The organism is Pseudomonas serbiensis (genome assembly GCF_030580745.1).
GTDB classification, from domain to species: domain Bacteria; phylum Pseudomonadota; class Gammaproteobacteria; order Pseudomonadales; family Pseudomonadaceae; genus Aquipseudomonas; species Aquipseudomonas serbiensis.
The window spans coordinates 24007-43526 of the sequence record NZ_JAUQOO010000026.1; the positions used below are offsets into that span (position 1 = coordinate 24007).

Annotated in this window: 14 protein-coding genes and 1 pseudogene; 4 read left to right on the forward strand and 11 right to left on the reverse strand. The window is 55.7% G+C overall.

All coding sequences use genetic code 11. The features are described 5' to 3' along the window. Positions 1-235 precede the first annotated feature (235 nt). Positions 236-4690 carry a PIN domain-containing protein gene (locus Q6A51_RS27750; RefSeq protein ID WP_304575913.1) on the reverse strand — a complete coding sequence of 1485 codons (4455 nt, stop codon included), beginning with the start codon at positions 4688-4690 and terminating at the stop codon, positions 236-238. Between the two features lie 224 nt (positions 4691-4914). Between Q6A51_RS27750 and Q6A51_RS24305 the strand changes: the two genes are divergently transcribed. The 3 genes from Q6A51_RS24305 to Q6A51_RS24315 all read left to right on the forward strand — a co-directional run bounded on the left by Q6A51_RS24305 (position 4915) and on the right by Q6A51_RS24315 (position 8191). After that, positions 4915-5082 (forward strand): hypothetical protein, encoded by a 168-nt coding sequence (locus tag Q6A51_RS24305; protein ID WP_304575914.1) that lies wholly within the window; start codon positions 4915-4917, stop codon positions 5080-5082. A 187-nt stretch (positions 5083-5269) separates the two neighbouring features. Then, positions 5270-6613, forward strand: coding sequence for a hypothetical protein (locus Q6A51_RS24310; RefSeq protein WP_304575915.1), 1344 nt, complete (start codon positions 5270-5272; stop codon positions 6611-6613). A 738-nt stretch (positions 6614-7351) separates the two neighbouring features. Next, positions 7352-8191 carry an SDR family oxidoreductase gene (locus Q6A51_RS24315; protein WP_304575916.1) on the forward strand — a complete coding sequence of 280 codons (840 nt, stop codon included), beginning with the start codon at positions 7352-7354 and terminating at the stop codon, positions 8189-8191. Between the two features lie 11 nt (positions 8192-8202). Here the strand turns inward: Q6A51_RS24315 and Q6A51_RS24320 are convergent. The 7 genes and pseudogenes from Q6A51_RS24320 to Q6A51_RS24350 form a co-directional block, all read right to left on the reverse strand. Beyond that, positions 8203-8790: pseudogene (locus Q6A51_RS24320) on the reverse strand (efflux RND transporter permease subunit); the annotation flags it as partial. A gap of 152 nt (positions 8791-8942) precedes the next feature. Beyond that, a complete protein-coding gene (locus Q6A51_RS24325; RefSeq protein ID WP_304575917.1) occupies positions 8943-10124 on the reverse strand; it encodes an MFS transporter in 1182 nt (393 codons plus the stop codon). A 92-nt stretch (positions 10125-10216) separates the two neighbouring features. Further along, on the reverse strand, positions 10217-10921 hold the full coding sequence (locus tag Q6A51_RS24330) for an ABC transporter ATP-binding protein (protein WP_304575918.1): 705 nt from the start codon (positions 10919-10921) through the stop codon (positions 10217-10219). After that, positions 10918-11766 (reverse strand): ABC transporter ATP-binding protein, encoded by an 849-nt coding sequence (locus Q6A51_RS24335; RefSeq protein WP_304575919.1) that lies wholly within the window; start codon positions 11764-11766, stop codon positions 10918-10920. Before Q6A51_RS24335 ends, Q6A51_RS24330 begins: the two co-directional genes overlap by 4 nt. Next, positions 11756-12610, reverse strand: coding sequence for an ABC transporter permease (locus tag Q6A51_RS24340; protein WP_201017117.1), 855 nt, complete (start codon positions 12608-12610; stop codon positions 11756-11758). The genes Q6A51_RS24335 and Q6A51_RS24340 overlap by 11 nt, the downstream gene beginning before the upstream one ends. Beyond that, a complete protein-coding gene (locus Q6A51_RS24345) occupies positions 12607-13641 on the reverse strand; it encodes an ABC transporter permease (protein ID WP_304575920.1) in 1035 nt (344 codons plus the stop codon). Before Q6A51_RS24345 ends, Q6A51_RS24340 begins: the two co-directional genes overlap by 4 nt. Further along, positions 13638-15215, reverse strand: a complete 1578-nt coding sequence (locus Q6A51_RS24350) for an ABC transporter substrate-binding protein (protein ID WP_304575921.1) — start codon at positions 15213-15215, stop codon at positions 13638-13640. The genes Q6A51_RS24345 and Q6A51_RS24350 overlap by 4 nt, the downstream gene beginning before the upstream one ends. A 232-nt stretch (positions 15216-15447) precedes the next feature. Between Q6A51_RS24350 and Q6A51_RS24355 the strand changes: the two genes are divergently transcribed. Next, positions 15448-16083 (forward strand): CatB-related O-acetyltransferase, encoded by a 636-nt coding sequence (locus Q6A51_RS24355; RefSeq protein WP_304575922.1) that lies wholly within the window; start codon positions 15448-15450, stop codon positions 16081-16083. Between the two features lie 47 nt (positions 16084-16130). Here the strand turns inward: Q6A51_RS24355 and Q6A51_RS24360 are convergent, their stop codons facing one another. The 3 genes from Q6A51_RS24360 to Q6A51_RS24370 form a co-directional block, all read right to left on the reverse strand. Beyond that, complete coding sequence (locus Q6A51_RS24360) at positions 16131-17423, reverse strand: PQQ-dependent sugar dehydrogenase (RefSeq protein ID WP_304575923.1); 1293 nt, start codon at positions 17421-17423, stop codon at positions 16131-16133. Beyond that, positions 17420-17848, reverse strand: a complete 429-nt coding sequence (locus Q6A51_RS24365; protein ID WP_201017122.1) for a DUF2231 domain-containing protein — start codon at positions 17846-17848, stop codon at positions 17420-17422. Before Q6A51_RS24365 ends, Q6A51_RS24360 begins: the two co-directional genes overlap by 4 nt. A gap of 166 nt (positions 17849-18014) precedes the next feature. After that, positions 18015-19163, reverse strand: coding sequence for an efflux RND transporter periplasmic adaptor subunit (locus Q6A51_RS24370; protein WP_405046182.1), 1149 nt, complete (start codon positions 19161-19163; stop codon positions 18015-18017). Positions 19164-19520 lie beyond the last annotated feature (357 nt).

Genomic DNA, 19520 nt, shown 5'->3' on the forward strand with positions numbered 1-19520 from the left:
ATTGGTACACCCATTTTTGTATCCGGGTTGACGATCGCTTGGCGCAACGCAGTATCAGACCGGCCAAGTCACCTTGCTGATGCAGTCGTCGAAGGAAGATTTGATGGCCGGACGCATACCGAGTGCTCCCCAATAATGGAGCGAAACCTTCAGAGCCGTTCCTGGTTGAGGCATCAATCTGAAACGGCTTTGATCAGCAACCATTAAGGTCTACGACCAGCACGCCGAGAGCAGGTCATACACCGCGCTCTTCAGTTTGCTGCCCATCCGAGCCTAACGCAGGCACTTCACTTCCTGTATCTACCTGGGTGGCAGTCAACATGGACGGGGCTGCTACTGACCAAAATGGGACTACGAAGGCGTAGGTGATCTCCGCATTCAGCTTCACCAGCTTGCAGGGACGCTCCGCTCGCTGTTCAGCCGCTTGCAGGCTTCGCTCAATGGCTCGACGAGCCACGGGACTGATTCTGTATGTGTTGAATTTTAGGAAGACCTGCTCAATGGCCAACTGGCGGAAGCCTTCTGGACAGTACGAGTGTCTGAACAGCGGCTCGAAGCAGAACTCAAGCAGTTGGAGCATCACACCTAGGTTACAACGTTTCTGCTTGTACATCCCGCACACAAAATCCACGAGTACGGGTACAGCAGTGTCGAATGCAAGGTGCTCTTCAGCCAGATAGCTACGCAGGCGATTGATGCCGAAATTCGCAAACGCCTCACCCTGATTCATCATGACGATGAGATCCACCGCCCGAACCGAAACAAAGCTACGCCTGGTCATGATGAGTCGCATTACGGCTCGGGAATACTCCTCCTGCGTCAGCCCCTCTGCCCGTAGAGCTTCCCTCAGCAGCATTTGAGTGGACGCACCAACGATACCCAGCATGCTGGCAAGATCGCGCAACCGCGCATCAATCGACAACAGCCCTGCACCATACTCTTGGCAAGCGAGCAGGACTGCATGGTCTTCATCTCCCAGGATGTCCTCAAGCATCTGCAGCTGCTCGGAGGCCTCTGTCGGCCCGTATGCCGGAACCACCCGGCAGAACGCTTCGATAGCCGTCTCGATTGATTCGAGATACTCACGATCCTTGCGCCAGGCTTCCTCAGTAAGCTCCTGCATGCCAAGTTGGCCATCGTGGGAAAAGAGCGTACCGCTCTTTCGATAGTGGGCCGATTTTTCTAACTTTACGTCCAAGAGCTGCTTGGTGGCAGCTGTGACGTACAAGCGAGGGAAGAGCTCCAGGACATCAAGCAACCCGAGGGTTGCAAGCTCCACCAGCATCGACAGGTCAATGAGCCATGCTTGATCCTGGGATGTGTCAGTGGGGAAGACATCGTGGGGGCCTAGGCCTGTCGAAACTTGGAGAAGTGCCCCTTCATCAGGCCAGCCCCTCACCAGTTCAATGATATCCGTGCCAAGCAGCCGGGCGAGCAGGGCGAGGGTGGCATGATGCTGACCGTACAGGCTGATGGTATTGAGGCTCAGAGTTTTCTTTTGCTCTAGCTGATTGACGAAGAAAGACGCATCGATCTCGCCGTCTTCTCGCGTTGGAATACTCATCGCCACGACTGTCTTGCTCGGGACAACCGAATTGGACACCCGCTCGTAGGATAGGTCGATCAGGCGTCGATGGAGGGTGATGATCCGCTTCACCGTGAGCGTCTGCTCACCCACCACACTGCTGACGGTTGTGGTATCACCAACTTTCAAACCGAGCAGCCGGGCGGCCCGTGGCGAGTCCGCGGCAACGAACTCACCCGCAGGAGCCAGTGGCTGCTCGGAGGCGAAATCGATTGAGACATATCCAGTCTTGCCGGTGCTGTCTTCAAGCTCGACAGCGGTGCCTTCCTCAACTGTGGAGGGAAGGGCATGAACGGCTTCAATTTCCTTCGATGCGAGGAACATGAGAGAGATGTGGCCAGCTGCGGCTTCAACGTCCTCCCCATTCAACCGCATCGCATGGTAGATACGGTCAAGGCCACGCTCCTGCAGACCTCTGCTGAGCTCTGCGTTGGCCAGCTTTAACTGTTCTTGAGCAGAGCCGTTCAGCTGTGCAGGTAACCTGGCAAGAGCTTCATCCATTCGACCTGGGCTCTCGTTCGCGAGAACCTGAATGAGCAGTAACCAGCCGGCGGCCTCACCAGGACTTTCAGCGACGAGCAACTCAGCCATCTCGCGCATTCTTGGCCAGTCACAGGCCTCGCCGTAAACACTCAATGCCACCTGGCGTGCATCTGCTGAGTGTCGCCATTCCTCCGGAAGCGATTCCAACAGGTCTCGAACCTTGGCTCTCTGACCACTGAGCGCGTAGCAGTGTAGTAAATCAACGTGCATGGGACTGAACGAGTCTCTTGGAAGGAGGCGTTCAAACATCGCGATGGCATCACTGTAACGCCGCACATGAAGCATCCATTGCGATGCCATGGATAGATCCAGAAGGTCGTTGCTATGCGGTGCGAGCCCAACGACGCGATCTTCGAATGCCTGACGCATCGCCTCGTTCCCCGCATACGCCCGGGCAGCAAACACGCCATCACAGATGCTACTGTTTTGCGGCGTGATACCCAGATGGGCGAGTTCACCACGCACAGCCTCGTGCTGGTTTTGGCGTAGGAGCAACTCCCAGTGCATATGTCGCAGAATTCGGGTCGCTTTGCGAGAGTCATCCGTATCAGGCTGACCGACCTGAGCACTGCAAGCCGCGGCAAGCATCTCCGGGTTATTGGCGATCAGGCACGCTTGCCCAAAAATCACCCGCGCTTCATTCGGGAGCTGTTCGATTCGATCAGCACAGCAGGCAACAGCATCACTGTGGCGCTGGAGATCGCAGAACGCCTCTAACTCCACCCTAACCGTTAATTCATCCTCGGGAACGCCACGCTGCCTGCCAGCTTCGATCATGCTCAGCGCTTCGGCTGGCTCGCCCAGTAACAAGTGCCCATAAGCCAGGTGGAAGATGATTACGGATTTTGTCCTGGGGCTCTGCTCAGCCCATAACACACCCTCGCGATCATCGAACCTCGACATGGCGTCAAGAATGAGTACACGCCGATCTTCGGGCTGGGATCGTGTGTTTACGTGAAAAGGGTTGGCAGTGACCAATCGAAGGACAAACCGGAGATAGTTTTCGAGTATGAAAATGGAACTGTCTGACTGCTCCATTGCTGTCCGGATGGCATCCACAGCGCCTTCATCATCTCCGGCTCCAGCCATTGAGCTGGCCAGCAACTGCCAAGCTCCCGACTTGTCACGGAATGTCTCAGGTATCTCTTCGGTCGTCAGCTGCTCTCTGTTCAGAAGCCTTGCATTGGTCAGCGCAACCCAGACCGAGTATGAGTCCGGGAAACGCGCGATGGCCTCCTGTCCAACCTGGATCGCAGTCTGCACGTCATCCTTGAGCATCGACGCCCGGACAAGGCCCGCCGCGATACGCTCATCGTCCTGGTAAAGGCTGGCAGCCATTTCGAGGTCTGCCGCGGCTTTCACGTCCTCCGCCAAATGCCAGAAGCACATCCCTCGTAGGAAATACCACCGGGCCTGTTGGTGCGCATCGTAAGTAGGGAGACCGTCTTCGAGCACCTCCAACTGCGCCAGCGCATCCCGGTACCGATGATCGTTGTGGAATTGACTGACGCGATCAAGCTGGCGAGAGGCGAGGGTGCTATCTGATGCCGGACTCACCGGTGGAAGTTCATCCGCGAGGAGGGTACTCGTGGCAGGGCGGCTGCTTGAGAACAGGGGCTCCAAGTACTCCGCTAACGGGGCAAGCTGTGCGCGCCGCTCTTGGCTGACAACTACGGTGCCTAAGCTCAGGTCTATGATGGCCTCACGCACAAGCCGCGACCTGTGAAAATCTTGAGCTAGTCCTTCCAAGTACAAATGGAGTGAGGTCAGGTCGATTTCTGCGCCGCTGCCATTGAGCTCAGCACAAACGCCAACCAGCTTCGCCCACACAGCGCTACTGTCCTTATGCGGCAACGCGTACTGGATCAGTTGCTTCTGCAATCCAACGTCATGGCTACGATCCGAGTCCAGGTCGTGAGGGAAGAACTTCAGGTGAATCGCAAACTGCAGCAAGTCTTCGTCCGAGACAGGCGCGTCACTGTAGTGCTCAGCTGCGGCTCTAATGGCCGCGTACGCCGCCCTGTTCCGATCATTGCTCCCTTCAGCATGAACACGGGTTGACCAAGTTTCGTGAGACCGCGAGCCAAATGCAAGCCTCACAACCTCCACAGCGCTCTCCATGTGCGATGAGCTGGCTACGTGATAAACGATTAGGTTGTCGTCGACACCGCGTTGGAATGTCGGCGCTTTGAAGTCGAGCCAGGCGAGCCCCACGGACTCTCTGAATGCTTCGTTGCTGGCGGTCGCCCTAGGCGAACGCTTCATCTGCATTCTGATGGTTGCTTTCTGGCCGGTACCAGGAGATACAGCCTGGATCACAAGATCGTCGGTGTTATGGCCAAACGTCCTGCCTTGGAACAGCAGGCCGTCGATGAAAAAGCCCTCACGCAACCCTGCACACTGATCGCCAAGGCACATAGCGAGTAGGCGCACTGCCTGAACACGATGCTCGAACGCAACGCCTCGCGCACCCGTAGAAATAGGGCTTGCGACCTTTTTCTGCCGGCTCTTCGATTTAGAAGCGGGAGCTTTTGCTGCCTTTGTCCTTGGAGGCCGTGCCATACCTGGTTCGCGCAAAGAAGATGCTGGCCATCTTATCATCTGGGGCATGGGTAGAGTGGAATGGTATCGAGATCCGATGCTCCGCCGGGCCACGGCCGGCGAGGTGAAGTGAGAACTCGCCACCTAGGTGAGCCAGGTTGAGACTCGAAGACTGTATGCTTATACAACGATCATTTGTCCCTTGAGTTTTTGCTGATAATTCCAGCGTCCAGGGACAGGGGCCAATGGCCGTCAGCGACATGCAAGCCGCAGCAAGCCTGGAGAATTTTTTGAATGCCGGTTTCCGTCCAAGCGCCCCTCCAGAGCGAAAAGCTCAATATATCGATAACTGCAAGCTGTTTTTATGGCGTACCAATATCGACCCGATAAAAACCAGCCCACATCGACCTTGACGGCAATTTTAGAGCAAGGTCATGCCATGGAGGCTATCGTAGACCGTTGAAGGTATCGCATGGCCGAGTACCCAGAGCGTCTAAATGTTGATAACCAACGTTGGGGGAGGGCACCTGTATGTCGGTGCAGCACATGTGAGCGGGTGCAGTCTATCTAGGCGAATCTGGACGGAATTGGAGGCAGTCGATGCTGAAGCGCCGGAGGTACTCAAACGACGATGTAAATTGGGGGAAGCAAGGAAAGCCTTTAAGGGGTAAATGGACAAGTCAGGATGCGGTCAGATTCGCCACAAAGAAGAGCTACAAAAATGGAGAGCGATTCGTTGAACTCCGAATTCAAACATTCAAGAATGTGGATGGCAATTGGAAATCCTGCTCATATATGGGGTGGCATGTCCTGGCCAAGCTTTTTCGTAACCGTATCGAAACGTGGCCAGTCCAAGCCAATCCGACCGCAAAAGATTATCTCAAACCGACAAATGGTACGATTCGGCGAATCTCATACGTCCCTCCAAACCCATTTTTTGACATGCCAACTAACAGCCCTGAAGATGCCATTTCTTTTATTGAATGGGTCTTTGATCCTAGATTTTTCCTCTCGTGCCATCAAGGTCTTGGCCTGAAGAAAATTTTCATTGATGCACTAAAAATTATGGACTTAAAGCCGAGTACGAAAACTCTAGAAATTCATTTCGATGGGCCTATAAGTGATGGCAATTACTCATTGAGGTTATCTGAGATCACTCTAGCAAAACTGGAAGAGGATTACAGTCACGCCATAACTCAATGGATTCGACAAAGACGCTCAACCCGGGAGGACACTCGAGCTGGCCGGTTTTTGCAGGCAATCGCCAGCAGCAGCGCAGACAATTCTCCATCCCATCGTTCAAACTCGACCAAGGGTTTTGAATTCAAAAGCCTGACGCCAAGCGACCTAGATAAAACGATGCTTCCCGCTCTTAAAGAGGATACGCAGCAGGCGTGGATACTTCGGTCTTACGCACAGGCAGCCTTACTAAGCAACATGATTACTGATTACGAAGCCATGCTAAGCGTTGAAAGTGACGCAACTTCATGGAGATCATTCTTTGAGAAGCATATTGATTTAGTGCAAGAGGTTTTGACTGATCCAATCTATGGGATGCGCGATGTCCAATCGGATCAATTACAGCACCCAAAGGACGGTAACTTGATTATGACGTCTGAACGACTGGCTCTGATAATAAAAAGCCCTAGCATAAAACTAGCTACCAGGATAGAGGTTGGAGAGGCGACAGTAGCATGGAGTGCCGCAGCGGATATTCAGTCGGCCGTGGATGAGGCGTTGGAGTGCGCTCGAAAATTAAAGAGACGAGATGCTAGATACATAGTGATTGCTGGAAAACTACCAAAGCACAAGGTGCCAAGGAACACATATTTAACGTATAGGAAATCTATGTTTCCGGTGGAGATAGTCGATTTCTATTCATTGCTAGACGGTCTCAAACGCTTGGCGCTAAAGGTCAGTCTCGATTTGAAAGCGCCTCAGTGATGTTGAATTAGTCATCACTGAGAATGATTGAATCTGAAGTAAATCTCAGGCAACGCGTTGGCGTCTGAAGTAAAGATCTGCTAACGCGTCGAACTGTAGTGTAGGCGCTTGACAAGATCACCTGCAGGCCATTTGCGTCTACAATTTGAGATGGGATTAGATTATCAGAGCCCTAGCTCGGTTTCGTAGGGCCATTTCTTAGCCCGCAAGTACGAAAAGACTGTTCCGGAAGTCAAGATGAGTCAGGGCATTCGTAAAGGCCCAAGGAAGCAAGCGATGAAAGTAATCGGTGGACACGGCGTATTCGGAGGCAAAACGGATAGCAGGGAGCATTTCGTATGAAGCTTCACTTCAGCGTACTTTGAGAGAGTAGACGTCAAATACGAATTCGTCGAATCAGTGACTTACGTGTCTTATGAACATATCTGACATAGCACCTGATTTAACATAATGCACATTATGCGTACCTATTGATTATTACATTGGGGCTTCCCCGACGCAAAAATCAAAGCCCTAACAATCAACACATCAGCCCCAACTCATGAACCAGACTCATGAGTTCATGCAGGTAACCACTACTAGTTCAGGCACCAGCAAGTCCCTACATTGTTCAATGCACTGCCTCGATCACCCGTTACTTTCGCAGTGACGCCATCTACTAAAAGAAAGCACTTCCGTCGAGTTGCGGTTCGCCGCTTTCTCACATGCTTTCCATCTGTAACCGACAGGAAACCATTAATGAAAAATGTGAATGCTGACGTGATTGTTGTCATCGGCCCTGGGTCGATTGGTCAAGCTATTGCGCGACGTGTTGGCGTGGGAAAACACGTTCTGCTTGCCGACCTGCGCGAAGAAAATGCTCTGTCGGCGGCCGAAATACTCAGCAACGCTGGCTACGAGACCAGCATCACTACCGTCAACGTGTCCTCACGTGAATCTGTGCATGCACTGGTCGAGAAAGCAACAGCGCTTGGTAACGTAACCGGCGTTATCCACGCTGCCGGAGTGTCGCCGTCGCAGGCATCGCCTGAAACCATTCTGGCGGTCGATCTCTACGGTACTGCGCTGGTGCTCGAAGAGTTCGGCAATGTCATTGCTGCTGGAGGCTCGGCTGTTGTCATTGCATCGCAGTCTGGGCATCGGCTGGGCGCTTTGACAGCTGAGCAAAATAAAGCGTTGGCTCTAACTCCCACAGACAAATTGCTTTCGTTACCGTTTCTGCAACCGGACCAAGTAACGGATCCGCTGAACGCCTATCAACTGTCCAAACGAGGTAATTCGTTACGGGTAATGGCTGAAGCGGTTCGTTGGGGCAAGTGTGGTGCACGGGTAAACACCATCAGTCCCGGCATCATCATTACGCCGCTGGCCAAGGACGAACTGTCCGGCCCGCGGGGCGAAGGCTACCGACGCATGATCGATCTGTGCCCCTCTGGCCGGGCCGGTACGCCGGATGAAGTGGGTGCTGTAGCCGCTCTGCTGATGGGACAGGACGGTGGTTTCATCACCGGCAGCGACTTCCTCATGGACGGCGGTGTCACTTCGTCCTACTGGTTCGGCGACCTGGCACCTGAATGATCCCGTCACCGCCTCTCGGAAGGAATTACCCGACGGATCGCTCGCTCGATCTCGGCGAAACGCGATGCGGTCTCTTCTACGCGGGTGCCTACCGGCAGGCGCACGTGCATCAGAACCTGCCCCGAGTCCACCGAAGGGAAGAAATTGGCGCCGAGAAACGGCACCAGCGAAAAGGACATGCCTGTCACCGCAACAAAACCGATCAGGAACCGTTTTCGACTCGCCAATGCGCGCTGCAGCAGGCTGCGGTACCCATCACGGAAACGCTCGAAACGTACTTCAAAACCCTGCTGGAATCGCACCAGAGGATTGTTGGAGCGTGAAGCGGCATGCGTATGAGGTGAGTGCGGTTTAAGCAGGTACTTGGCCATGGTCGGCACCAGGGTGCGCGAAAGAATGAACGAGCAGACCATGGCAAAGATCACCGACAACGCCATTGGCACGAAGAGGAAGCGCGAAACGCCTTCGAGAAAGAACATCGGTACAAAGGCAATGCAGATGCAGAGCAGGGAAACAAAGGCAGGGGTTACGATCTGCCGAGCCCCGTCGATGATGGCGGGCTCTACATCCTTGCCCTGCTCAAGATGCCATTGCAGCGACCCAAATTACAGATAATGATCGTTCACGATTAGATGGCGTAATCCGCATAGTGCCATGAGGTCAGCTCATCAATAACTTTCCGATATAGACAACGGATGAGGGCACCAGCCTGAAACAGGTACTGCCGGTCAAGCAGGAACAGGTTTTTCAATCACGCGCACGACCTGGCTGCCATGGATCGACTTACCAGCGGCCGCACCATGCTAATCAACCCTAAAAACGCCAGCCCCGCTCCGACCCACAATGGCCCACGCAGGCCATACCCGGCATTGATAGCTTCTCCGCCCGCCCAGCTACCCAAAGCGAGGCCCGCGGTGATGACTGATGTGTGAAGCGTATTAACCAGTGCGCCCGGTTCGGCGGCTTTCATCACTCGTGCTGCCATGGCCGGGTTCAGTGCGACACCTGTTAAACCGATAGTGATGAAGCACACCACATTCAACCACTGATGCTCACCAGCCAGAGCGAAGCCGCTCAATGCCAGGACCAACAGAGCAAGCCCCCAGCCCAATGCAGGGAAAGTATGGCGATCGGCGATGCGTCCGACGACCATGTTGCCTGCCAGGTTGGCCACACCATAAAGCGCCAGCAGAGGCGCTATGTAGCTGGGAAGTACACCGACTTCCTTGATCAGAATCGGCGTGATGTAACTGAACGCCGCGAAGGTCGATCCAATGATCAGGCCGCTGGTGAGGTAAGCGCCCCAAAGGCTGAGATTATTGAGATCGCTCAATTGCTGGCGTAACGCTGGTTGTTTGTCTGTACCGCCATGAGGCAGCCTGGTGGCGACCAGGAATGTGCACACCAACGATAACGCCACAATCAGCCATGAACTCACACGCCATCCAAAAGCATGCTCAATCACATTGGTCATCGGCACGCCCGCTACAGGCGAAAGCATGAGCCCGGCCAGAACAACTGAGACCGCCCGCCCCCTGGCTTCAGGCTGCACAAGCCCGGCGCAGATTGTCATGCATAACCCGATGCATGCGGCGCTGGCCACGCCCATGATGACTCTGGCCACCAACAGGGTCTCGTAGCTTTGCGCAGCAGATGCCAGTGCTCCGGCTGCAACGTACAGGGTCAGTAGCCCGATGAGCGCATGCTTGTTGCCGATGTTGCGGGAAATCAGAAGCACCATGACCGGTGGCCCGCCCAGTGCCATGCCCAGTGCATAAAAGGCGATAAGGTTACCGACTTGAGCAAGGCTCACCGAGAATGAGTCTGCCAGCGCCGGCATCATCCCGGCCACCATGAACTCTGCGGTGACAAGTGTGAAGATCGTCAAACCCAGCAGATAGACGGCAGGCGGCAGTTTAGAGCGGTTGGTCATGGCAATCTCAAAGCAAGACAAAGCGCGCTACCCTAAGCAGATATGACCGTTCGGTCAAATATCCGGGCTCGGTTATCGATGCGACGGGGGCTTTAAACAATCCCCGACAACCCTTCCCTGTCCAGCCGCCGCTCAATGCTTCCGCCCTTGATCAGCACGGCCCTGTCACACAGATGTGCAACCGTATTCATGTCATGACTGACCAGAACCATGGTCATCCCGGTATCGCGTCGCAGGCCTTGAAGCAGATTGAGGATTTCCGCCTGGACGGTCATGTCCAGCGCCGAGGTGGGTTCATCGAGCAACAGCAACCTTGGCTGCAGTTGCAAGGCACGCACAATCGCGATTCGTTGGCGTTGCCCACCGGATAGCTGATGCGGATAACGGTCCAGCACCTCGGCCGGTAACCCGACCTGCTCCAATGACGCCACCAGACTGGCTTCATCAAAAGGCAATCCGTTGATTTGCCGTGGTTCGCGCAGGCTACGACGAATTCGATGCAAGGGGTGCAATGAGGCGTACGGGTCCTGGAACACCATCTGGACATCACGGCGCAGTTTGCCCGTAAAAGCTCGCTGCGCCACAAGGGACTGGCCGAACAATTGAACGTTGCCCTGCCAGTCACGCTGCAATCCCGCAAGGACCCGCAACAGGGTCGACTTGCCAGAGCCGGAGCCACCGATCAAACCGTAACATTCACCAGGCTCGATATGTATCTGCTCGACTTCCAGCGCCTTGAAGTGGCTCAACCCCCGCTTGAAACTCACCGCCAACGAACTGATATCCACTGCGCTCATTGACGCTCCTCAAGCAGGCTTCTGTCCAGAGTGGGCAATGGTTGCCCGTAGCTCTGCGCCGAAGGCTGGCAGTTCCACAAGGTTTTTGTATAAGGATGGCTGGCAGTCGCCAACTCTGATGCCCGGCACCGGTCCACGATGTTGCCGCGATACATGACCAGCACGCGATCGCAATATTTGGCAACCAGAGGCAGATCGTGGCTGATCAACAGCAGGCCCATGCCCCGCTCCTCCACCAGGCCCATGATCAAATCGAGCATCTGGTCGCGCAGGCTACTGTCGAGTGCTGACGTCGGTTCATCAGCAATCAACACACGAGGATCATTGATCAGCATCGCTGCCAGCATGACCCTCTGGCCCATGCCTCCGGACAGTTCATGAGGATAAAGGTCATAAAGCGCGGCAGGATTTGGCAAGCCCACCGCGTCGAGCATTTCCAGCACTTTCTCACGGCGCTCGCGACGCCCGAGCCGAGTGTGCAATACCAGTACTTCCTCCACTTGGGTACCGACTTTCAGCACCGGGTTGAGGGAATATTTGGGGTCTTGCAACACCAGTGAGAGCCGCGTGCCGCGCAGGGTCTGCCACTGTTTTTCGCTCAAGCCCAGCAAATCATTGCCTCCCAGGCGCAGATGCCCGGCAGACACCTGTCCTGGACGAGGAACCAGCCCAAGAAGCGCACGGGCGGTCAGTGACTTACCCGAGCCAGACTCACCCACCAAGGCAACCTTTTCAGTCCCCACCGTGAAATCGATCCCTTTGACGACATCAATCCGCTGGGCATCAGGCCCGGGAAACCCGACACTCAGGCCTCGTACATCCAGAAGGGTTTCATCACGTACCATGACGGGGATCCAGAACATCGCGCAGGCCATCGCCCAGCAGGTTGAAGGACAGGCTCGTCAGTAGAATGGCGATACCCGGTGCAGCCGCAACCCACCACTGATCAAAAATGACACGGCTTCCATCGGCAACCATCGAGCCCCACTCGGCAGTCGGTGGCTCGACACCCAGCCCGAGAAAACCGAGCCCGGCAGCCGCCAGAATGATGCCGCCCAGATTCAATGCCACCCGCACAATCACCGAAGGCAGGCACAGCGGCAATACATGCCCGAGCAACAAGCGCGCACCCTTGATCCCTTGCAGATGAGCCGCAGCCAGATAGTCACTGTCGCGCAGGACACTGGTCTCGGCCCGTGCCTGACGGGCATAAGCTGGCCATGCAGTGAGCGACAAAGCCAGCGCGCCATTGAGTAACCCAGGCCCGAGAATGGCGACGAAAGCCAAAGCCAGAACCAGTTGCGGAAAAGCCATGACCACATCGGTCATGCGCATCAGGATTCGCTCTGGCCAGCCGCCGTAGAACCCGGCTGTAACACCCACCAGTACACCGATGGGCAAGGTCAACAACAAGACCAGTGACACCAGCAATAAGGTGGGACGAGTGCCGTAAAGCAACCGCGTAAACAGATCCCGGCCAAAGCCGTCGGTGCCTAGCCAATGACTGGCTGACGGTGGTAATAACCGCTGTTCGATATCTTGGTGGTTTGGATCAAAGCCGCTTAACAAGGGTGCGAACAGCGCAACCAACAGCAGCAATACAATCAACGATCCGCCAAGGGTCAAGGCTGGCGAACGACGCCACCAGCGTCGCCCCGACACGCTATCGAAGGCTACAGAAAGACTCATAGCAACTCCCTCGTCCGTGGGTCGATCATGCCTGCCAACACATCGGCGATACCGTTGACGATCACGAAACAAAGGCCGATCACCAAGGTGCTACCCAGAATCGCCGGCACATCGCCTGCGAACAATGCAGTCGTCAGATAGCGGCCGATGCCCGGCCAGGCAAAGACGGTTTCAGTAAGAATGGAGCCCTCGAGCAGACCGGCATAAGCCAGGGCAACCACAATCACCAACGTGCCTGCGACATTGGGTAGAACGTGACGAAACAACACTCGACCACGGCCTGCACCTTTGGCCAGAGCGGTTATCACGTATTCCTTGCCCATCTCACCCAGTAACGCAGAGCGTGTCAGCCGACAAATCCCCGCCATGGCATAAAAACCCAAGACCGTCACCGGCAGTACCAAGTGTGAGAAAGCATTACGCAAAGCCCCCTCCTCGCCGGATCGCCAGGTGTCCCACAGCATCCAGCCACTGGGCAGTTCAATGGTGTAAAGAAACGAGTCGTCCAGGCGGCCAGGCCCTCCCGCCCACTGCAATTTTGCATAGAACAACAGCAGCATCAGCAGCCCGAGCCAGAATACCGGCACCGAGTAGCCGATCAGCGAGAACAGCCTCACCAGAGTGTCGATCCAGCCGCCCGGCCGCCAGACAGCCAGCAGGCCCAGTGACAGACCAAGGGACGCCCCCAGCACAATCGACAGGGTTGCCAACTCCAGAGTCGCGGGCAAGGCACGCTTCAAATCCTCCAGCACCGTTTTGCTGGAGGTATTGGAAACGCCCAGATCGCCCTGAGCCAGTTGCTGGAGGTAATTACCGAAACGTACCGGCCAGGGTTGATCCAGTCCCAGGTCAGTGCGTACCTGAGCCAGCGATGCCTCGCTAGCACGATCCCCGGCAATCCGTAGCGCTGGATCGACCGGGGACAACGTGGTCAGCAGAAAAGTAAAGAAAAGCAGGCCGAGCAGCGTGACCAGCAAGGTTAACAATCCCGTTCCTGCCACTCGAAACCTTCGCGAGGCCCCTACCCTCACTTGGCTTTGCTCACCTGATCGAAGTACGGCAGAGAAACCGTGATGTTCTGCAGAACACCCTCGACGCCTTCATGGACTGCAACCTGATTACGACCTTGCAGCGCCACTACATAGGGCGAACTTTCCTGCACGGTCTTTTGCAGATGGCCGTACAAGGCGGTGCGTTTCTGTGGGTCGCGCTCAGCCGCTGCGGCACGAGTCTCCTGGCTTAGCTGGGGAATATTCCACTGGGTACGCCATGCCAGCGTTTTTGGCCCATTCTCCACGTTGTAGGTGAAGGTACTGGCGTTGGAGTTCGGGTCAAGGTAGTCCATGCCCCAATAGGTAAAGATCAACTGGAAATCACGGCTCCGCATTTTTGCCCACAGCTCGCTCTCGACCAGAGGACGAACAGCAATGTCGATGCCTGCTTTCGCGAAACTGGATTGCAGCGCCTGGGCAATGTCGGTGTAAGGCGGCTGATTGAAGACATTCAATTCAACCTTGGTGCCTTCAGCGATGCCGGCATTTTTCAGGATGCTTTTGGCTTTCTCCACGTCCAGCTTGAATGGCTGATCACTCAATGAACCCGCCACGCCTGCCGGCAGGAACGACTGGTGAACGCTGTACTGCCCTTTCAGCAGGTTATTGGAAATGCTCTGGTAGTCCACGAGCCAGCGGGCGGCTTCCCAGAAAGCGGGATTCTTCAGGGCGGGAACCTGAGTGTTACCGCTGTTGATGCCCAGGTAGTAGATCATCGATGAAGGGAAGCGCTGGACTGTCACCCCCTTCTGCTTTTCCAGAGCGCTGAACTGGTCGGCTCCCAGATCAAACGCAAGGTCGGCATCACCTTGAACCACCAGCAGGCGACGGGTCGCCGGGTCAGTGACATTCTTGATCACGACCGTCTTCAGCTTGGGAGCCACGGCGGCATGGGGGTTGGCCTGCAAAACCACTGCTTCATGGGGCGTATAGGAACGCAACGCATAAGCACCAGTGCCCGCCGAGTGATTTTTCAGCCAGCCATTCCCCAGATCGGCGCCCTTCGCATGCTTCTCGACTTCTGTCGCATCGACAATGAAACCAACAGGAGTAGCCGACAGGATACTCAAGGCAAACGAGCTGCCTACACCTGCGGGCCAGGCGACTTTTACGTGGTTTTCATCAACCTTGGTGAGGAAGCCGTCAATGTTTTCTGCATTCCAGCCCAGCTCACCCAGGATGAATGAGGGAGTCTTGTTCAGTTTGACGACGCGCTTGAAAGAGTAAATGACGTCCTCTGGACGTACCGCGTTACCCGAAGAGAAAGTCGCTCCGGGGCGCAGTTTGAAAACCAGGCTCTTGTCGTCACTGGCGGCCGTCCAGCTTGCCGCCAACGCCGGGACCAGTACGGACGGGTTCTGGCGATCAGGCTCAAGCAGACGCTGATACAGATTAGTCAGGGTATTTGTAGCGGTAATTTCAAAACTTTCAGCAGGATCAAGGCTGACGATATCGTCAATTGAACGAGCCACAATCAACGTATCCGCAGGCGTCTTCGCCCACGCCGAACCACTGATTGCAATAGCCATTGCCAAAGCCGTAAGACGCCGCATTCCTGATCCCTCATTCCAAAAACATCGTTCATGTGAATCGACGATATATTGCCTTTAGGAATAAGAAAAATAGTTTTTAGTCATTAACTTATGACTTTTCAGGTTGACGCTGAGACCGGATTCGATCGAGAACAGGGTCATGGCCTTGATCATGAAGGCCCTCATACTTGCCACATCTCATCCCTTTGTTCAGGATGACGACCGTTTTCAAAAGTCCGAAAAGGCTCTCTTCATGAATCTATTGCGCAAATGGCGCGAGCACCGGGAACGCAAAGCCCTGCGCAATTTGTCCAGGCTCGAACGGGTTACACAGAAATTGCGTAATCGCTATCCGCAATTCAGCTTTGGCCTGGGCACCTACGGCGACCTGCGAGTCCACGACTGGAGCGAAGGCACAACGTTGCGTGTGGGCGCCTACACCTCCATTGCAATGAATGTCGAGGTTTACCTGGGTGGCCATCATCGCAGCGACTGGCTCAGCTGTTATCCGTTCCCGGCGATGATCGAGGAAGTCGCTCACATAGAGGATTTTGGCGGCAGCAACGGTGATGTGGTGATCGGCAATGATTGCTGGATCTGCTCGCACACCAAGATCTTGTCAGGCGTGACCATCGGCGATGGTGCTGTTGTAGCGGCTGGCTCACTGGTTACCCGAGACGTTGCGCCATATTCGATTGTCGGTGGCAATCCGGCAAAGCATATTCGCTGGCGTTTTGACGAGGGCATGCGGCGCTTGCTTACAGAGTCCGCCTGGTGGAACTGGCCCGAGTCCGAGGTCAGGTCTGTGGCACACCTGCTTTGCTCGACGGATCCTGCGCCCTTTGCAGAGTACCTGACACAGCGCGTCAGCCCCCCACAAAAAACCTGAATATCGACACGCCGGGCAGTACCTATGCCCGGCGCGCCACTCCAGGCTTACCTGTTACGAGTCACCCTCCAAACCGTATTCGCAAGGTCGTCCGCGATGATCAGTGCGCCACGTGGGTCGACAGTGACACCCACAGGCCTGCCACGGGTTTTCCCGTCGGTACCACGGAAGCCCGTAGCGAAATCAAGCGGCTCACCTGCAGGACGGCCGTTACTGAACGGTACGAAGATCACTTTGTAACCCACCGGATTATCCCGGTTCCAACTGCCATGCTCACCGACAAATACCCCGTCTGCATATTTGTCGCCCATGGCCGGTATCGAGAAATCGACGCCGAGTGCGGCGACGTGTGACCCCAGGCTGTAATCCGGCTTGATCGCAGCGGCAACCTTTTCAGGGTTCTGCGGCTGTGCGCGTGAGTCCACGTTCTGACCCCAATAGCTGTAGGGCCAGCCATAAAACCCGCCTTCGCGCACTGAGGTCAGGTAGTCCGGTACCAGATCGGGTCCCAGTTCGTCGCGCTCATTGACCACCGTCCACAACTGACCGGTCCCGGGCTGAATCGTCAATGCCGTCGGGTTGCGCAAGCCGGTTGCATACGGTTTGTGGGCTCCCGTCTGGGCGTCGATCTGCCACACCATGGCACGGTCAACCTCCGCTTCCATCCCGCGCTCGGTAACATTGCTGTTTGAACCGATGCCGACATACAGGAAGCGGCCATCGGGGCTGATGGTCAACGCCTTGGTCCAGTGGTGGTTGATCTCGGAAGGCAGGTCGGTGACCTTGGTGGGCGAGCCGTTGGCCTTGGTCTGGCCTTCTGCATAATCGAAACGCACCAGCGCATCCTGGTTTGCTACATACAGCTTGCCATCGGCAAAGGCCAGGCCGTACGGCGCGTTGAGGTTTTCGGCGAATACCGTTTTCAATTCATAGGTGCCATCGCCGTCGGCATCGCGCAGCAATGTCAGACGGTTGCCGCCTTTGACTTTGGTATTGCCCTCGGCCTTGATGACACTTGCAATCACGTCCTTGGGCTTGAGCTTCGCAGCACCACCACCACGCCCTTCTGCGACGAGGATGTCACCATTGGGCAGGACCAGGGTCTGGCGCGGAATTCTCAGATCAGTCGCGATCGCCGTGATGCTGTAACCCTGAGGCACCGTTGGCTTTTGATCACCCCACGCCACCGGCTCGGCAATTTTCATGCTGGGCAACAGGCCGCGCTGCGGTTCCGGCAGCTTGGGATCGGGGCCGAGCGACTGGGTACTGTCCGCTTCGCCACCACATGCGCTCAACAGTAACGCGACGCTCAAGACAGACAATGCGTTCAGGTGTCTCATTGCGCACCTCCCGACCGCAGACTGGTCAGTCCGGTCCAGGTCGCCACGAAGGCCAGCAGGGTCACGATGACTGAGAGAATCAGTCCAGAGGGCATGACGGCCCATGCATCTTTCGCATGCTCGAAGGCATTGACGAGCCCCAGCACCCAAGTGACCAGCAGTAGCAGGAAGTACAGCACCGGGCGTCCTGCCTTCTGCTGCGCCCGGATCAGGTTGGCGAGCGCGAACAACAGCGCCAGCCCGCAGAAAACAAGCCCTCCGGCAATCAGCCAGGAGGCGAAGTTGCTCCATTGGATCTGGAAGGTCTTGAAGTAGGCAATGTCGCTCAGCAAGGCACCGAGAAACAGCGGAACGGTTCCGGCAAGCAAGATCGCATGCAGCGGGCTTGGCGTGCTTCGGTAGACGGGGTTAGCGGTAACGGTCACGGCGGCTCCTTATCGTGTGGCGCACCTGGCGGATGCTCAGTACGAAAGCACTGGTCTGTCAGGCACGCGCGCGGACTGCGCAGAAAAGAGGATCGTTCTGCAGGAGTTTTAGTTCACCGCGTTTCGTATCTAAATATTTTGAATGTGATCCCAGAGAGTCGCGTGCTTATTTTGCCACCTCTCCTCCAATCACCACCTTGTCCCCGGCTTTCAGGCCGGAAAGCACCTGAACCCGGACCTTGTTATTGATGCCAGTGCGTATGTTTTCCGCTCTGACCTGGTCTTTTTCTTCGAGGATACTGACAGGAAAAGTGCCGTCGGGATTCTGTTCCCCCAACGCAGCAACCGGAATCGTCAGCACGCCCTCTCCCACTTCAAGCACCACTCGCACCTGTGCCGTCATGTTGATTCTCAAGCGCCCGTCCGGGTTGGGCACATCGAACAGGGCATTGTAGAAAACCGCCGAATCTGACCGCCCTGCTCCACCGGACTGGCTGGCGAAGCTGGTAGAGGCTGGTTCGATGCCGCGTAATGTGGCGTTGTAACGCTTGTCACGGTCCCCGAGTATCGTGAAGTAGACCGGCATGCCGACCTTGATCTTGACCACATCCGCCTCGGAAACCCGGGCTTTGATCGTCATCGTGTCGAGCTGGGCCATTTTCAGGATCACGGGTGCCAATTGTTCGGCAATGACTGTCTGGCCTTCCTGAGTGACAATCGCCAGGATCTTGCCATCCATAGGGGCAAGAATGCGCGTATAGCCCAGGTTTATGCGGGCAGTTTCTATCTTGATCCGGGCAGTGCGTACCTGGGCCTCAAGCGAAGCCAGTGTCGCGCTCAACTCTTCATAGTCATACTTTGCCTTGTCGAAATCCTCACGAGATACCGCCGCATCAGCCCCCAGTTCCTCATAGCGCTGATAGGTCAGGCGCGCGAGCTTCAACTGATGAGCCGCTGCATCTCTGTCCGCAGTGAGCCTTTCACTGTTGACGATTGCCTGACGCAACGCATTGCGCGCAGGCAGAGGATCGATCTGGGCCAGCAACTGATCCTTATGGACATTGTCGCCCGGTGCGACTTTCAGGGTTTGCAACTGGCCGGAAACCTGCGCGCCCACATCCACTTGCTGCTGCCCGTGAAGCACCCCGTCTGCCAGCACCGCATGTTCAATGCTGGTGATCTCTGCCGAGGCAGTCAGATAATTCGGGGTGTCGCTTTGAGTCGCACCTTTATAGAGGGCATAACCCGCCAGCGAAACCAGCAGATCGATGAAGATCACTCTCAAAATGATCTTGCGGTAGTTAAGGCCCCGCAGAAAGCGCCAGATCCTCACCGCCAGGCCCTTCTCTTGATATGCATGAAAATCCCCCTCATTCCTCAAGCAAGGGAATGGAAGCATCCAGAAGCGGGCACGTCTGTCCTTGCATTTGGGGACAAGGTTTCTGTGGTTTTTTCCTGAGCGTGGGAGGCCGCACCTGTAGCAATATGCTCCCCTGAACCGGCAAGAACCCTCTGGTACAAGGGCTGTAGCGCCACCCTGCGCATGCATGACAGTTTGTCCCCAGTTTCCCTTACAGACATGGACTAAAGGCGATGTGTACATTCATCCATACATTAGGAGTCTTGTCCTACAAATGAGCCTGCAACAAGGCAGACATTGATGGAATTCCGA

Coding starts and splice junctions, on each gene's coding strand:
- Q6A51_RS24310 (WP_304575915.1), top strand. CDS start 5,270: ATGCTGAAGCGCCGGAGGTACTCAAACGACGATGTAAATTGGGGGAAG.
- Q6A51_RS24325 (WP_304575917.1), bottom strand. CDS start 10,124: ATGACCAACCGCTCTAAACTGCCGCCTGCCGTCTATCTGCTGGGTTTG.
- Q6A51_RS24330 (WP_304575918.1), bottom strand. CDS start 10,921: ATGAGCGCAGTGGATATCAGTTCGTTGGCGGTGAGTTTCAAGCGGGGG.
- Q6A51_RS24340 (WP_201017117.1), bottom strand. CDS start 12,610: ATGAGTCTTTCTGTAGCCTTCGATAGCGTGTCGGGGCGACGCTGGTGG.
- Q6A51_RS24335 (WP_304575919.1), bottom strand. CDS start 11,766: ATGGTACGTGATGAAACCCTTCTGGATGTACGAGGCCTGAGTGTCGGG.
- Q6A51_RS27750 (WP_304575913.1), bottom strand. CDS start 4,690: ATGGCACGGCCTCCAAGGACAAAGGCAGCAAAAGCTCCCGCTTCTAAA.
- Q6A51_RS24360 (WP_304575923.1), bottom strand. CDS start 17,423: ATGAGACACCTGAACGCATTGTCTGTCTTGAGCGTCGCGTTACTGTTG.
- Q6A51_RS24355 (WP_304575922.1), top strand. CDS start 15,448: ATGAATCTATTGCGCAAATGGCGCGAGCACCGGGAACGCAAAGCCCTG.
- Q6A51_RS24305 (WP_304575914.1), top strand. CDS start 4,915: ATGGCCGTCAGCGACATGCAAGCCGCAGCAAGCCTGGAGAATTTTTTG.
- Q6A51_RS24350 (WP_304575921.1), bottom strand. CDS start 15,215: ATGCGGCGTCTTACGGCTTTGGCAATGGCTATTGCAATCAGTGGTTCG.
- Q6A51_RS24315 (WP_304575916.1), top strand. CDS start 7,352: ATGAAAAATGTGAATGCTGACGTGATTGTTGTCATCGGCCCTGGGTCG.